The organism is Brevundimonas alba (genome assembly GCF_011927945.1).
GTDB classification, from domain to species: Bacteria; Pseudomonadota; Alphaproteobacteria; order Caulobacterales; family Caulobacteraceae; genus Brevundimonas; species Brevundimonas alba.
The window spans coordinates 1,969,164-1,984,567 of the sequence record NZ_JAATJM010000001.1; the positions used below are offsets into that span (position 1 = coordinate 1,969,164).

Annotated in this window: 14 protein-coding genes; 6 read left to right on the forward strand and 8 right to left on the reverse strand. The window is 69.2% G+C overall.

Annotation, left to right across the window (positions count from 1 at the left end; genetic code table 11):
- The first annotated feature begins 53 nt into the window (after positions 1-53).
- Positions 54-1,505 carry an amino acid permease gene (locus tag GGQ87_RS09615; protein ID WP_168046921.1) on the forward strand — a complete coding sequence of 484 codons (1,452 nt, stop codon included), beginning with the start codon at positions 54-56 and terminating at the stop codon, positions 1,503-1,505.
- Complete coding sequence (locus GGQ87_RS09620) at positions 1,505-1,855, forward strand: Hpt domain-containing protein (RefSeq protein ID WP_168046923.1); 351 nt, start codon at positions 1,505-1,507, stop codon at positions 1,853-1,855. Before GGQ87_RS09615 ends, GGQ87_RS09620 begins: the two co-directional genes overlap by 1 nt.
- Positions 1,856-2,073: 218 nt before the next feature.
- Here the strand turns inward: GGQ87_RS09620 and GGQ87_RS09625 are convergent, their stop codons facing one another.
- Positions 2,074-2,439: a chorismate mutase gene (locus tag GGQ87_RS09625; protein ID WP_168046925.1), complete on the reverse strand. Its 366-nt coding sequence runs from the start codon at positions 2,437-2,439 to the stop codon at positions 2,074-2,076.
- Positions 2,411-3,226, reverse strand: coding sequence for a ferredoxin--NADP reductase (locus GGQ87_RS09630; protein ID WP_168046927.1), 816 nt, complete (start codon positions 3,224-3,226; stop codon positions 2,411-2,413). Before GGQ87_RS09630 ends, GGQ87_RS09625 begins: the two co-directional genes overlap by 29 nt.
- A 104-nt stretch (positions 3,227-3,330) precedes the next feature.
- On the opposite strand from GGQ87_RS09630, the gene GGQ87_RS09635 reads away from it, so the two are divergent.
- The 4 genes from GGQ87_RS09635 (at position 3,331) to GGQ87_RS09650 (ending at position 9,040) form a co-directional block, all read left to right on the forward strand.
- Complete coding sequence (locus tag GGQ87_RS09635; protein ID WP_168046929.1) at positions 3,331-5,589, forward strand: S9 family peptidase; 2,259 nt, start codon at positions 3,331-3,333, stop codon at positions 5,587-5,589.
- A gap of 71 nt (positions 5,590-5,660) precedes the next feature.
- Positions 5,661-7,091: an amidase gene (locus tag GGQ87_RS09640; protein ID WP_245161455.1), complete on the forward strand. Its 1,431-nt coding sequence runs from the start codon at positions 5,661-5,663 to the stop codon at positions 7,089-7,091.
- Between the two features lie 32 nt (positions 7,092-7,123).
- Positions 7,124-8,737 carry an amidase gene (locus GGQ87_RS09645; protein WP_245161456.1) on the forward strand — a complete coding sequence of 538 codons (1,614 nt, stop codon included), beginning with the start codon at positions 7,124-7,126 and terminating at the stop codon, positions 8,735-8,737.
- A 39-nt stretch (positions 8,738-8,776) separates the two neighbouring features.
- Entirely contained in the window at positions 8,777-9,040 is a 264-nt protein-coding gene (locus GGQ87_RS09650) for a SemiSWEET family sugar transporter (protein WP_168046931.1), read from the forward strand.
- 3 nt (positions 9,041-9,043) lie between these two features.
- On the opposite strand, the gene cysC is transcribed toward GGQ87_RS09650, so the two are convergent.
- The 6 genes from cysC to GGQ87_RS09680 are packed head-to-tail and all read right to left on the reverse strand — an operon-like array spanning position 9,044 to position 15,404.
- On the reverse strand, positions 9,044-10,855 hold the full coding sequence (gene cysC / locus GGQ87_RS09655) for an adenylyl-sulfate kinase (protein WP_168046933.1): 1,812 nt from the start codon (positions 10,853-10,855) through the stop codon (positions 9,044-9,046).
- A complete protein-coding gene (cysD, locus tag GGQ87_RS09660; RefSeq protein ID WP_280644102.1) occupies positions 10,855-11,763 on the reverse strand; it encodes a sulfate adenylyltransferase subunit CysD in 909 nt (302 codons plus the stop codon). Before cysD ends, cysC begins: the two co-directional genes overlap by 1 nt.
- Before the next feature lie 60 nt (positions 11,764-11,823).
- Positions 11,824-12,219, reverse strand: coding sequence for a RidA family protein (locus GGQ87_RS09665; RefSeq protein WP_168046935.1), 396 nt, complete (start codon positions 12,217-12,219; stop codon positions 11,824-11,826).
- Positions 12,216-12,638 carry an acyl-CoA thioesterase gene (locus GGQ87_RS09670; protein WP_168046937.1) on the reverse strand — a complete coding sequence of 141 codons (423 nt, stop codon included), beginning with the start codon at positions 12,636-12,638 and terminating at the stop codon, positions 12,216-12,218. The genes GGQ87_RS09665 and GGQ87_RS09670 overlap by 4 nt, the downstream gene beginning before the upstream one ends.
- Positions 12,635-14,239, reverse strand: a complete 1,605-nt coding sequence (locus GGQ87_RS09675) for an AMP-binding protein (protein WP_168046939.1) — start codon at positions 14,237-14,239, stop codon at positions 12,635-12,637. The genes GGQ87_RS09670 and GGQ87_RS09675 overlap by 4 nt, the downstream gene beginning before the upstream one ends.
- Complete coding sequence (locus tag GGQ87_RS09680) at positions 14,232-15,404, reverse strand: acyl-CoA dehydrogenase family protein (RefSeq protein ID WP_168046941.1); 1,173 nt, start codon at positions 15,402-15,404, stop codon at positions 14,232-14,234. The genes GGQ87_RS09675 and GGQ87_RS09680 overlap by 8 nt, the downstream gene beginning before the upstream one ends.

Genomic DNA, 15,404 nt, shown 5'->3' on the forward strand with positions numbered 1-15,404 from the left:
GAGGGGCTAGGCTGTGCGGAATCAGCCGCCGGGGCGGCGAGGGGGAGACGATCATGGCCTTCTGGAACCGCCGCCGCTCGATCGATGCGATGACGGCCCCGCACAGCGGGCCGGCGCTCAAGAAGACGCTGGGCTGGCCTCACCTGATGGCGTTGGGGGTGGGGGCCATCGTCGGCACCGGCATCCTGACGCTGATCGGCGTCGGAGCGGGGCTGGCGGGACCGGCGGTGATGGTCAGCTTCGCCATGGCCGGGCTGGTCTGCGCCTGCGCGGCCCTGGCCTATGCCGAGCTGTCGACGATGATGCCGACGGCGGGCAGCGCCTACACCTATTCCTACGCGGTGCTCGGCGAGCTGATCGCCTGGATCGTGGGCTGGAGCCTGATCCTCGAATACTCGCTGGTGGTGTCGGCCGTGGCGGTCGGCTGGGCCGGCTATGCAACGCCCTTCCTGCACGGCATCGGCATCGACCTGCCGCTGGCCCTGACAGCGGGGCCGCACGCGGGCGGGATCATCAACCTGCCGGCGGTCTTCATCATCGGCGTGGTGACGGGTCTGCTGCTGCTCGGCACGCGCGAGAGCGCGACGGTCAATGTGGTACTGGTGCTGATCAAGATCGCGGCGCTGGCGGTGTTCGTCTTCATCGCCCTGCCGATGTTCGACGCCTCCCACTTCCAGCCCTTCATGCCCAACGGCTTCGGGTCGCCGCAGCTGCCGTTCATGGAGCAGATCACCGGCCATCCGGCGGTGGCGCAGACCGGGGTGATGGCGGCGGCGGCGATCATTTTCTTCGCCTTCTATGGCTTCGACGCTATCTCGACGGCGGCCGAGGAGACCAAGAAGCCCGAGCGCGATCTGGCTATCGGCATCGTGGGCTCCATGCTCGTCTGCACGGCCCTGTATCTGCTGGTGGCGGCGGCGGCGATCGGCGCGCGGCCGGTGTCGGAGTTCGCCTCCAGCACCGAACCGCTGTCGCTGATCCTGAGGGAGCTGGGCTCGCCGTGGGCGGCGCAGGTGGTGGCTGGAGCGGCGGTGATCGCCCTGCCGACCGTGCTGCTGGCCTTCCTGTTCGGCCAGAGCCGCATCTTCCTCGGCATGGCGCGTGACGGCCTGCTGCCGCGGCGGCTGGCCCATGTCTCGGTGCGGGGCGTGCCGGCGGTGGTGACGGTCTTCACCGCCGTGGTGGTGGCGGTTCTCGCCGGGCTGCTGCCGCTGGACGAGCTGGCCTCGCTGGCCAATGCCGGGACGCTGTGCGCCTTCGCCGCCGTCGGCGTTTGCCTGATGGTGCTGCGGGTGCGCGATCCGGGCCGCAAACGGATGTTCAGGGCGCCGCTGTGGTGGCTGGTAGGGACGATCACCATCGTCGGCTGTCTGCTGTTCTTCTTCAGCCTGAGGCCCTTCACCCAGACCGCCTTCTTCATCTGGAACGGCATCGGTCTGGTCATCTACCTGGCCTGGTCGGCGTGGAACTCGCGTCTGGCCAAGGGCGAGGAGGCCGAGGGCTGATGGCCCGCCGGGATCTGTCCGGGGCGGTCGACTTCGCCGTGCTGGAGCGGATGACCGGCGTGGACGACGCGGTCAGCGAGGAGGTGCTGGGCCTGTTCGCCCAGCAGGCGGCCCTGTGGTCGCCGATGCTGGACGTGCGCGAGGACGGATGGCGGGACGGGGTGCATACGATCCGCGGGGCCGCGGCCGGGATCGGAGCCGGGGCGCTGGCCGAGGCCTGCGCGGCGGCCGAGGCGGCGGAAAAGGCGGATGCGCCGCCGCTGCTGGACCGGGTGCGGGACGCGCTGGACCTGGCGCTGGCCGACGTGGCGGCCTGGCGGCACGAGCTGATGCTGAAATCCCTGCGCTGACGCCGGAGCCCCTTGGCACTGTTTTCGGAATTCGGCGTGCCAACAGTGCCACGGGCTCTGTTTTCACAGAGAAAACGGGGGACGCTTGGCTCAGGCGTGCCAAACGGAGTTCACGGCCCCGAGGGGTTCGCGCCGACGATGTCAAAGACCATCGCAGCAGATGGCGGGGCGCGGTCGGCGCCGCAAGATGTGATGAGGAATATATTCCTTATGACCGCCTAGGTTCGCGTGCGGTCGAACGTCTCGAACTCGTGGGCGATACAGCGGTCGATGAGCAGGCGCCACACCGGCTCGGCGATGGCGGGCGAGAGGCCGGCGGGGCCGGCGGCGGCGAGCACCTTGCTCACCACGTCCTCGATGCGGGCGTCGTCATGGACGACCGAGCGGTCCGGCTTGATGCGGGCGGCGGCGTCCATATAGCGCTGGCGTTCGGCCAGCAGGGTGACGAGGGCGCGGTCGAGGGCGTCGACCCCCTGACGGACCTCGGCCATCGACTGGCAGGCCTCGGGCGCGACGCGGGCGTCGATGGCGACCGTGACCGGCGCGTCATTCAGGTCAGCCGACAAAGGCGCGCTCCAGCACATAGTCGCCGGGCTCGGCGTTCGAGCCCTCTTTCAGGCCAAAGGTCTCCAGCAGTTCGCCGGCTTCCTTGATCATGGCCATGGAGCCGCACAGCATCACCCGGTCGGTCTCGGGGGAGAAGCCGGCGGGGAGGCCGAGATCGGCGAAGACCTCTCCCGAGCGGATGCGGTCGGTGATGCGGCCCGGCGTTTCGAAGGCTTCGCGGGTGACCGTCGGATAATAGGTCAGCTGTGCCCGCGCCTCGTCGCCGATCAGGGGATCATCGTGGATTTCGGAGGTGAAGAAGTCCCGATAGCTGAGGTCGGCGACGTTGCGCACGGTGTGGCAGACGATGACCTGACCGAAACGGCTGTAGGTGTCGGGGTCGCGGGCGACGCTGAGCCAGGGCGCCAGGCCGGTGCCGGTGCCGATCAGCCAGAGGCGTTCGCCGCCAGTCAGGGCGTCCAGCACCAGGGTGCCGGTGGGCTTCTTGCCCATCAGGACCGTGTCGCCGGGCTGGATCTTCTGCAGGCGGGAGGTGAGGGGGCCGTCCGGCACCTTGATCGACAGGAATTCCAGCGCCTCGTCCCAGCTGGGGCTGGCGATGGAATAGGCGCGGAGGACCGGCTTACCGCCGTCTTCGCCGGGCAGGCCGATCATCACGAACTCGCCCGAGCGGAAGCGGAAATCCTCGGGCCGGCGGATGCGGAAGCTGAACAACTGGTCGGTCCAGTGATGGACCCACAGCACTTCCAGCTCGTGGAAGGGCGAGGCTTTGGCGGGCGGAGCGGTGACGGCGACGTCGGTCATTCGGGGCTTATTAGGGGGCGGAAGCCGGAGGGGGAAGGGATGGGGTGTCGCGCGGGCCCAACAAGGGGATGACGGCGGCGGAATTCGCCTTTAGCGTCCCCTTCATGCGCAACATTCTCCTCGCCTCCACCCTGTTCCTTGCGGCCCAAACGCCGTTCTCCGCCGCAATGGCGCAAACGCCGGACCCGGCGGTCCTGACACCTGAGCGGGTGTTCGCCAATCCGTCCCTGTCCGGTCCGGTGGCCAAGGGCGTCAGCCTGTCGCCGGACGGCGAACTGGTCGCCTTCCTGCGCTCGCGCGAGGACGACGCGGACGTGCAGGACCTGTGGGCCGCGCCGACGGGCGAGGGCGAGCCGTTCAAGCTGATCGACGCGCGGGCGCTGGTCCCCGACGCGGGCGAACTGTCCGAGGCCGAGAAGGCCCGGCGCGAGCGGATGCGGATCAGCGCGCGCGGCGTGGTCGAATATTCGTGGGATGAGCAGGGCCGCTACATCCTGGCGCCGCTGGAAGGCGACGTCTTTCTGGCCGAGCGCGCGGGCGGGGCGGTGCGCCGCCTGACCGAGACCGAGGCGGACGAGATCGACGCCAAGGTGTCGCCGGAAGGCAATTTCGTCTCATGGGTGCGGGATCAGGATCTGGTCGTCTATGACCTCGCCAACGGCCGCGAGACGGAAGTGACGACAGACGGCGACGGCCTGATCAGCTGGGCCACGGCCGAGTTCATCGCCCAGGAAGAGATGGACCGCGACACCGGCTACTGGTGGAGCCCCGACGAGCGCTACATCGCCCTGCAGCGGACCGATGAATCGACGGTCGACATCGTGCCGCGGCTGGACATCACCGGCGGCGGCGCGACGGTGGTCGAGCAGCGCTATCCGCGCGCCGGCCGGCCCAACGCGGTGGTCGAGCTGTATGTGCATGACCGCCAGAGCGGCCGCCGCACCAAGGTCGATCTGGGCGAGAACACCGACATCTATCTGGCGCGGGTGAACTGGTCGGCGGACGGGCGGACGCTCTATGTCCAACGCCAGTCGCGGGATCAGAAGACGCTGGACCTGCTGAGCGTCGATCCGGCGACGGGCGCGTCGAAGGTGATCGTGACCCAGCGCTCCGACGCCTGGGTGCCGCTGAGCAACGACTTCAAGGCGCTGGAGAACGGCGACTTCATCTGGTCGTCGGAAGAGTCCGGCTGGAAGCACCTGTATCTCTACGCCCGTGACGGGCGCCGCCTGCGCGCGATCACGAGCGGGCGTTATCCCGTCAAGTCGTTGAACGGGGTCAACCAGCAGACAGGCGATGTCTTCTTCACTGCCTCGATGCGCGACGGGCGCGAGGCGCCGACTGAGCAGCAGCTGTTCCGCACCAGCCTGCGACGGACCATGCGGCCGGTCGCCGTGACGCCGGAAGGCGGATGGTGGAGCGCCTCGGTCAACCGGACCGGCACCGCCTTCGTCGGCAACTACACCGATCTGGATACGCCGCCGCAGTCTGGCCTGTACCGCGCCGACGGGACCTTCATCCGCTGGATCGAGGAGAACCGGCTGGACCAGAACCACCCCTATTATCCGTACCTGTCGCGGCGCGGCCAGGTGACGTTCGGTTCGATGCAGAGCCATGGCGAGACGCTGGTCTGGCAGATGACCACGCCTCCGGGCTTCGATCCGACGAAAACCTATCCGGTGGTCATGCAGGTCTATGGCGGCCCGTCCGGGGGCGGGGTCAAACAGGGCTGGCAGCCGGCCAGCAATCAACTGTTGACTGAGGCGGGCTACATCGTCTTCCGCCTCGACAACCGCGGCGAGGGCGACCGCTCGGCGGCGTTCAAGCAGGCGCTCTATCTGAAGATGGGACAACCTGAGATCGAGGATCAGGTTTTGGCCGCCGACTATCTGAGATCATTGCCTTTTGTGGACGATGACCGCATCGCCATGATGGGCTGGTCCTATGGCGGATTCATGAGCCTGAGGGCCATCACCGAGCCCCGAATGGGCCTCGCCGCCGCCGCCGTGGGCGCGCCGCCGACCCGCTGGGACCTGTACGACACCCACTACACCGAGCGGTTCATGTCGACGCCGGAACTGAACCCGGAAGGCTACGCCGCCTCGGACGCCATTCCGCGCCTGCCGAACATGACCGGGCGGATGCTGCTGATGCACGGCATGGCCGACGACAACGTCATCCTCGAGAATTCCACGCGGGTGATCGATGCGATGGAAGCCGCCTCGCACCCCTTCGAACTGATGCTCTATCCCGGCCAGCGCCACGGCGTGCGGGGCAATGAAAGGCAGCTGCACCAATGGCGGACGTATCTCGACTTCTTCGACCGGACCATCGGTTCGCGGTCGCCCGCCGCACAGGACTGATCGCGGGGGCGGCGGCGGTTCTGTGGGGGTGCGCGGGCGACCACACAGCGCCATCCCACCCCGTGCCGCGGATGCCGGGCGCGGCTTATTACGTCGATGCCGGAAACCGGTCCTATATGGCCGCCGGTCTGGAGCAGGCGATCCGCTTTGATCAGGGCCGAACTGACTCGTCCAACAGTGTGATCCGGGTTGCTGCCGACGTCAGTCAGCAAGCTCTCCGCGCCCGCGGCGAGCTCCAGGGGCTGCCGATCCTGCTGAAGGACAACATCGAGACCACGGACATGCCGACCACGGCCGGCTCCTTGGCGCTGATGGACAACGCGCCCGGTCGCGACGCGCCCCTGGTCGCCCGCCTTCGCGGCGCCGGAGCTGTCATCCTCGGCAAGGCCAACCTGTCCGAATGGGCCAACATCCGCTCTTCGAATTCGATCAGCGGCTGGAGCGCGGTCGGCGGGCAGGCGCGCAATCCCTATGATCCGGAGCGAACGCCGTGCGGGTCGTCGGCGGGGAGCGCGGTGTCGGTGGCCATTGGGCTGGCGCCGGCGGCCATCGGGACGGAGACGGACGGCTCGATCACCTGCCCTGCCTCGGTCAACGGCGTGGTCGGGTTCAAGCCGACGGTGGGGCTGGTGTCGCGAACCCACATCGTGCCGATCAGCCATTCGCAGGACACCGCCGGGCCGATCACGACCACTGTGGAGGACGCGGCCATCGTGCTGTCGGTCATCGCCGGCTCTGACCCGCTGGACCCGGCGACGGCCGAAGCGGATGCGCGCAAGGTCGACTATCGCGCGGCGCTGGACGCCGACAGCCTGCGGGGCGCCCGGATCGGGGTCATGCGCTATGCGGTGGCGAACTATTCGGCGGAGACGCAGGCGGCGTTCGAGCGGTCGCTGCAGGCGATGCGCGACGCGGGGGCGGAACTGGTCGAGATCACCGAAGGGCCGAACCAGCAGGGGCTGGGCGCCATGGAATTGACGGTGCTGATGACCGAGCTGAAGGCGGATCTGAACACCTATCTGGCCTCGACCGACCCGGCGCAGGTGAAGACCCGGACGCTGGCGGACCTGATCGCCTTCAACGAGGCGGAGCCCCGCGAGACGGTTCTGTTCGGCCAGGAGCTGTTCCTCGCGGCCGAGCAGACGAAGGGTCTGGACGATCCGGCCTATCTGGAGGCGCGGGCCAGTTCGCTTCGGATGGCGGGCGCGGAGGGCATCGACCGGATGATGCGCGAGAACAATGTCGTGGCGCTGACGGCGCCGACGACGTCCCGGGCCTGGACCAACGATCCGAATGACGAGGATCGGGCGCAGGGATCGGTATCGCGGATGCCCGCCATCGCCGGCTATCCGCACCTGACCGTGCCGATGGGTTTCGATCGCGGGATGCCGGTGGGCATCAGCTTCATCGGCGGCAAATGGGATGACGCGAAGGTGCTGTCGCTGGGCTATGCCTTCGAACAGCGGACGCACGCGCGACGGGCGCCGGACGCGGTGCAATAGATCAGGTCCGCCACGGCGGAAGGGGAGACGAAATGAACGGGCTCAAGGGACTCTTGGTCGGCGTCGCTCTGCTGGCGCTTGGTGGCTGCGCCACGCCGAACGAGGACGGCTCCTGGACGATGCACGGCTCCGCCGGCGAGTCGGTCTTCGCGCCGCCGAGTGTCGCGGCCATCGTTGATGGCCGTGTCGCCGGCCGGGACGCCCTGGACGGCTCGATCGCGGTGATGCTTAGCGCGGACAACCTCGAAGCGGGGTCCTTGAACGCGATCATCGCCGGTCACCCCGCTATTCTCAGCGACGAGGAAATCGTGATCCCCGCGGGCCCGCTGAATGGCCTCCCCATCCTGCTGAAAGACAATATCGAGACGCGGGACATGCCGACGACGGCGGGGTCGCTGGCGCTGGCGGACAATGCGCCGGGGCGGGACGCGCCGCTGGCGGCGCGGCTGCGCGAGGCGGGGGCGGTGATCCTCGGCAAGACCAATCTGTCGGAGTGGGCCAATATCCGATCGTCGAACTCGACCAGCGGCTGGAGCGCCGTGGGCGGGCTGACGCGCAATCCGCACGCGCTGGACCGCAACGCCTGCGGCTCGTCCTCGGGCAGCGGGGCGGCGGTGGCGGCGGGGCTGGCTCCGGCGGCCATCGGCACCGAGACGGACGGCTCGATCACCTGCCCGGCGGCTATCAACGGCATCGTCGGTTTCAAGCCGACCGTGGGGCTGGTGTCGCGGACCCACATCGTGCCGATCAGCCATTCGCAGGACACCGCCGGGCCGATGACGCGGACGGTGGAGGACGCGGCCATCGTGCTGTCGGTCATCGCCGGCTCTGACCCGCTGGACCCGGCGACGGCCGAAGCGGATGCGCACAAGGTCGACTATCGCGCGGCGCTGAACGCCGGGTCGCTGCGCGGCGCGCGGATCGGCGTGATGCGGTTCGCGGGCGGCTATACGGCGGACACCCTGGCGGTGTTCGAGCAGAACCTGCAGGTGCTGCGGGACGCAGGCGCCGTGCTGGTTGACCTGACCGAGGCTCCGTCAGACGAGGGGGCCATGGGCTCGGCCGAGCTGACCGTGCTGCTGTACGAGCTGAAGCACGACCTGAACGCCTATCTGGCCTCGACGCGGCCGGATCAGGTGCGAACGCGGACGCTGGCCGAGGTGATCGCGTTCAACGAGGCGGAGCCGCGGGAGCTGTCGCTGTTCGGACAGGAGCTGTTCCTGCAGGCGCAGGCCAAAGGCGGGCTGGACGAGCGGGAGTATGTGGAGGCGCGGGCCACCTCGCTGCGACTTGCCGGGGCCGAGGGCATCGACAAGCTGATGCGGGAGCACAGGCTGGTCGCCCTTGTCGGGCCGACGACCGGCCCCGCCTGGACCACCGACGTCGTCAACGGCGATCACTACGGCGGCGCCGTGTCGACCATGCCCGCCATCGCCGGCTATCCGCACCTGACCGTACCGATGGGCTTCGTCGACGGGCTGCCGGTCGGGATCAGCTTCATCGCGGGCAAGTGGGACGACGCGAAGGTGCTGTCGCTGGGCTATGCCTTCGAGCAGCTTACGCATGCGATCCGGCCGCCGACGTTCGTGCGAACGGTGGACGAGACCGACAGCCTCGCGCCGCTGCTCGCGCCCGTGGCCCGCTGACGCCGGGAACCTGCGGAGGCGGTCAAGCCTTTGGGGCGGATGAGCTTTGCCGCCAACGCCGTCGGGTCCGCCGCCGCCCTGTGTTCGATCACCAGTTTCGCGCCGCAGATGGTCAAGATCTGGAAGACCAAGGACGCGTCGTCCGTCTCGCTGAAGACCTATTCGCTGACGGTGACCTGTTTCGTGCTGTGGACGGCCTATGGCGTCATGACCGAGGCCTGGCCGATCACCATCGCCAACGCCTGCGCCCTGGTCATGTCGGGCGGGGTGCTGGCGATGAAGTGGAAATTCCGCGACGGCTGAGGGTCAGATGCGGTCGCGGATCGCCTCGATGATCCGCTCGCACGCCTGTTCCGGCGTCAGGGCGGCGGCGTCGATGCGGATGTCCGGGTTCCCGGGCCGCTCGTAGGGGCTGTCGATGCCGGTGAAATTGGTCAGGTCGCCGGCGCGGGCCTTGCGGTAGAGGCCCTTGACGTCGCGGGCCTCGACCACCTCCAGCGGGGCGTCGACGAAGATCTCGACGAACTCGCCCGGAGCCATCCGTTCGCGCGCCATGCGGCGCTCGGCGGCGAAGGGCGAGATGGCGGAGACCAGCACGATCAGGCCGGCGTCGGCCATCAGCCGGGCGACCTCGGTGATGCGGCGGATGTTCTCGACCCGGTCGGCGTCGGTGAAACCGAGGTCCTGATTGAGACCGTGGCGGACGTTGTCGCCGTCCAGCATGAAGGTGTGCCGGCCGTCGGCGAACAGCCGCTTGTCGACGAGGTTGGCGATGGTCGACTTGCCGGCGCCGGACAGACCGGTGAACCACAGCACCAGCGGCTTCTGGCGCTTCAGCGCGGCGCGTTCGGCGCGGCCGACGTCGAGCGCCTGCCACTGGACGTTGGCTGAGCGGCGCAGGGCGAAGTTGATCAGGCCGGCGCCGACGGTCTCATTGGTCTGGCGGTCGATCAGGATCAGGCCGCCGAGGTCGCGGCTGACCGAATAGGGCTCGAACACAAGAGGCGCGTCGAGGTGCAGGTGGCAGACGCCGATGTCGTTAAGCTCAAGCGTGCGGGCGGCGAGCGGCTCCAGCGTCTCGACATTGACCTTGTGGCGGATGTCGGTGACCTGGCCCGTGACGGTGGCCGAGCCCAGTTTCACCACATAGGCGCGGCCGGGCAGCAGGGGCGCGTCGGCCATCCAGACGACGTGGGCCTCGAACTGGTCGGCGGCCTCGGGCGGGGCATCGGCGGCGGCAAGCAAGTCGCCGCGGGAGACATCGAGGTGATCGGTCAGGGTCAGGGTGACCGACTGGCCCGGGCCGGCCTCGGTCAGATCGCCGCCCATGGCGACGATGCGATCGACCGTGGCGTCGCGACCGGAGGGCAGGACCCTGAGGGCGTCGCCGGGCCGCACGATGCCGCTGATGATCCGGCCGGCATAGCCGCGGAAGTCGGCGTCGGGCCGATTGACCCACTGCACCGGCATGCGGAACGGGCCGGGTTCGGCCTCGGCCAGATCGGTGGTCTCGAGCCACTCCAGCAGGGTTGGGCCGTCGTACCAGGGCTGGTTGGCGGAACGAGCGACGACATTGTCGCCCTCGAGGCCGGAGACCGGGATGGCTGTGACTTCGGTCAGGCCCAGCTCGGCGGCGAGGGCGCGGTAGTCGGTTGCGATCTCGTCGAACAGGTCCTGCGACCAGCCGACCAGATCCATTTTGTTGACCGCCAGCAGCACGCGCCGGACGCCCAGCAGGCTGACCAGATATGAATGCCGGCGGGTCTGGGGCAGAAGCCCCTTGCGGGCGTCGACCAGAACGATAGCGATATCGGCCGTCGAGGCCGCGGTGACCATATTGCGCGTGTACTGCGGGTGGCCCGGCGTGTCGGCGAGGATGAAGCGGCGGCCGGCCGTCTCGAAATGGCGGTAGGCGACGTCGATGGTGATGCCCTGTTCGCGCTCGGCGTCGAGGCCGTCGAACAGGCGCGAGAAGTCGGGCTCGCCGGACGCGGTGCGGATGGCGGCCAGCTGGTCGTCGGGCACGGCGCCGGCGTCGTGCAGAAGGCGACCGATCAGGGTCGACTTGCCGTCGTCGACGGAGCCGCAGGTGATCAGGCGGACGAGGTCGCGGGCCATCAGAAATAGCCCTCCCGCTTCTTGATCTCCATAGAGGCGGAGGGGTCGCGATCGATGGTCCGGCCCTGCCGCTCGGAGGCGCGGGAGGCGGCCATCTCGGCGATGACGGCGGGCAGGTCGGCGGCGTCGCTGTCGATGGCGCCGGTCAGCGGATAGCAGCCCAGGGTGCGGAAGCGCACGCGCCGCCTCTGCACCGTCTCGCCGGGGTGCGGGGCCATGCGGTCGTCGTCGAGCATGATCAGGGCCCCCTCCCGCTCGACCACCGGACGTTCGGCGGCGAAATAGAGGGAGACGACCTCGATCTCCTCACGCCGGACGTAGCGCCAGACATCCATCTCGGTCCAGTTGGACAGGGGGAAGACGCGGACCGACTCGCCCTTGTGAACGCGGGCGTTGTAGAGCCGCCAGAGCTCCGGCCGCTGGGCCTTGGGGTCCCAGACGTGGGTCCGGGTGCGGAAGGAGAAGATGCGTTCCTTGGCGCGGCTCTTCTCCTCGTCGCGCCGGGCGCCGCCGAAGGCCGCGTCGAAGCCGTAGTGGTCCAGCGCCTGCTTGAGGCCCTGGGTCTTCCAAAGGTCGGTATGGACGGTGGCGCCGTGATCGAAGGGGTTGATGCCCTGCGCCTCGGCCTCCGGATTGCGCCAGACCAGCAGATCCATGCCGGCCTCGGCCGCCGCGCGGTTGCGGAAGTCGTACATCTCGCGAAATTTCCAGGTCGTATCGACGTGCAGCAGCGGGAAGGGCGGCGGGGCCGGGAAGAAGGCCTTGCGCGCCAGATGCAGCATGACCGCCGAATCCTTGCCAGCCGAGAACAGCATGACAGGGCGGGCGCACTGGGCCGCGACCTCACGCATGATCTGGATGGATTCCGCCTCCAACTGGTCGAGATAGCGGTCGTCGGGCAAGGGCAAGGCGGTGGTCCGGCTGGGAAGTGCGCGACCCTGACCGAGCGGGGCCGTGGGATCAAGCGGTCAGGCGACAGGAACGACGGCGGTGGTTTCGATCTCGACCCGGGCGGCGTCCTCGATCAGGCCCTTCACCTCGACCACGGCCATCGCCGGGTAGTGGGCCCCGATCCGCTCGCGCCAGACCGCGCCGATCTCCCGCAGGGCGGCCAGGTATTCGGCCTTGTCGACCACGTACCAGGTCATGCGGACCATGTGTTCGGGGCCCGCGCCGGCTTCGGCGAGGACGGCGAGGGTGTTGTCGAGGGTCTGCCGGAACTGGGCGGCGAAGCCGGTGGGGAAGCGGCCCTGTACGTCCCAGCCGATCTGGCCGGCGACGAAGACCATCCGGCCGCTCGCCTCGACGCCATTGGAATAGCCCCTGGGTCGGGGCCAGCCTTCGGGCAGCAGGACGCGGTTCATGCCGGGGTCTCCACGAAGGGCTGGATGCGGGCGCGCAGGGCGTCGGGCCACGGCTCAGGCTTCAGGGAGGCGCCGACGTAGACGATGGTCTGGGTCGCCTCGAAACGGAGCTGATCTCCGGCGCTGATGCGATGGCGCAGGCCGCAGGAGGCGCCGCCCAGACGAGTGACGGTCAGGGCGAAGGTCAGGTCGTCCTCGAGCCGCGACGGGGCGATGAAGCGGGCCTCGACGGCGGCGGTCGGGACGCTGACGTGGCGCTCGAGGTGGAGTTCGCGGAAGGAGGCGCCCAAGGGCCCGGCGAACCAGTCCTCGACGACGCCATTCAGCATCTCGAAATAGCGCGGGAAGAAGACGATGCCGGCGGCGTCGCAGTCGGCGAAGCGCACGCGGCGGGCGGTGGTGAAGGTCTGGCCGGTCATGCGTCGGCCTTCAATCTGAAACGCTGCAGCTTGCCCGTCTGGGTCTTGGGCAGGGCGTCCACGAAGTCGAGCGCGCGGGGGTATTTGTAGGGGGCGATGACGGATTTGACGTGGGTCTGCAGGCCGGAGCGGAGGTCATCGGAGGCCTCGTGGCCGGGGTTGAGGACGATGAAGGCCTTGACGATCTGACCGCGTTCCTCGTCCGGGGCGCCGATGACGGCGGCCTCGGCGACCGCGGGATGGCGCAGCAGGGCGTCCTCCACCTCGGGCGCGCCGATGTTGTAGCCGGAGGAGATGATCATGTCGTCGGCGCGGGCGACGAACCAGAAATAGCCGTCCTCATCGAGCCGATAGACGTCGCCGGTCAGGTTCCAGCCGTTCTGGACGTAGGCGGACTGGCGCGGATCGTCGAGATAGCGGCAGCCGGTGGGGCCGCGGACGGCGAGGCGGCCGGTCTCGCCCGGCGGCAGCGGGTGGCCCTCGGCGTCCATGATGCGGGCCTCGTATCCAGGGACCGCCCTGCCGGTGGAGCCGGGGCGAATGTCGTCGCCGCTTGCCGAGATAAAGATGTGGATCATCTCGGTCGAGCCGATGCCGTCGATGATGCGCACGCCGGTGGCCTCATGCCATGCGTCGGAGGTTGCCGCGGGCAGGGCCTCGCCGGCGGAGACGCAGGTGCGCAGCGACGACAGATCGTGCTGGTCCGCCAGCTTGAGCAGGGTGCGGTAGCCGGTCGGGGCGGTGAAGATGGCGGTGGCGCGGCAGCGCTCGATGGTTTCCGCAAGGGCGTCAAAGCCGGGGCAGGGCACGAAGGCGGTGGCGGCGCCGGCGGCGGCCGGGAAGACCACGAGACCTCCGAGCCCGAAGGTGAAGGCGATCGGCGGGGTGCCGACGACGACATCTCCAGGCGTGAGGTCGAGCGTGTGCCGGGCGAAGGTGTCGGCCATGGCGAGGACGTCGCGATGGAAATGGACGCAGCCCTTGGGCTTGCCAGTGGTGCCGGAGGTGAAGGCGATCAGGGCCGGGTCATCGGCCGCGGCAGCGACGGCATCGAAGCGTGTGCCGGCCGGCAAGGACTGGGCGGCGCGCTGCAGTTCGGCCGAGGTCATGACATGGGTGAGGCAGGCCGTTCCGGCGCGTGCTTCGGTCACGGCGTCGGCGAGCGTCTCATAGACGAGGGCGTGGCTGATCCGGGCCTTGTCGATCACCGTCGTCAGTTCGGAGGCGCGGAGCATGGGCATGGTGGCCACGACCACGCCGCCGGCCTTGAGGATGGCGAACCACGCGAGGACGGTCCACGAACTGTTCGGGCCGTGCAGCAGGACGCGATTGCCGGGGACCAGACCCATCTGCTCGACCAGCACCTTGGCCATCCGGTCGGAGATCAGGTCTACCCGGCTCCACGAGAACTCGTGGTCGTGATCGATCAGGGCGCGACCGTCCGGCCCGGCGGCGGCAATGGCGCGGCGGAGCAGCTCGGCGCCGGCGTTGAGCCGCTCCGGATAGACCAGTTCAGGCAGGCCGAAAATGAACTCCGGCTGCTGGTCCTTCGGCGGCAGGTGGTCGAGGACGAAGCGGTCGAGGTGGGCCGTCTCAGCCATGGGCGCCGCCCGCCATGGCCGCCAGCGCCTGCCGGGCGATGACGATCTTCTGCACCTCGGAGGCGCCCTCGTAGATGCGCAGGGCGCGAATCTCGCGATAGAGCCGCTCCACCGGATGGCCCGCCGTGACGCCGAGGCCGCCGAATATCTGCACGGCCGCGTCGATGACCTGCTGCGCCTCGTCCGTGGCGTAGAGCTTGGCCATGGCCGCCTCGCGGGTCACGCGCGGCGCGCCCTGATCCTTCAGCCAGGCGGCGCGGTAGATCAGCAGGGCCGAGGCGTCGATCTTTAGCGCCATGTCCGCCAGCGAGGCCTGCACCAGCTGGAGGTCGCTCATCGGGGCGCCGAACAGGGTGCGCGACGTCGCGCGGGCGGCGGCCTCGTCGAAGGCGCGGCGGGAGAAGCCGAGGGCGGCCGCGGCGACGGTGGAGCGGAACACGTCCAGCGTGGCCATGGCGATGCGGAAGCCCTCGCCCGGCGCGCCGAGGATGCGGTCGGCGTCGATGCGGCACTGATTGAACCGGATCGTGGCCAGCGGGTGGGCGGCCATCAGGGGGATGCGCTCGACGATCTCGCAACCGGGCGTGTCGGCGTCCACCACGAAGGCGCCGAGGCCCTTGGCGCCGCCCTCGCCGGTGCGGGCGAAGACGACATAGCGGTCGGCCAGGCCGCCGTTGGAGATGAAGGTCTTGGTCCCGTCCAGCACCCAGTGGTCGCCTTCGCGGCGGGCGGTGGTGGACAGGGCGGCGACGTCGGAGCCGGCCTCGGGTTCGGACAGGGCGAAGGCGGCGATGGTCTCGCCGGAGGCGACGCCGGGCAGCCAGCGGGCCTTCTGGTCGTCGGTCGCGAACAGGCTGATCGGGCCGGAGCCAAGACCCTGCATGGCGAAGACGAAGTCGGCGAGACCGGAGCGGCGGGCGAGCGTCTCGCGGGTGAGGCAGAGGGTGCGGACGTCAAGCCTGCCGTTCGCGTCGGGCACGGCCTTCCGGAGCCATCCGCCCTCGGCCAGAGACCTGAGGATGGCGCGGCAGTCGCCGTCGAGGTCGTGGTCGCCGTGCAGTTCCAGCGCATCGGTGTTCGCCGAGGCCCACGCCTCCAGATCGGCGGCGAAGGCGCGGTGGCGGTCCTCGAAGAAGGGCCAGTCGAGGAAGGTGCGGTCGCCCAT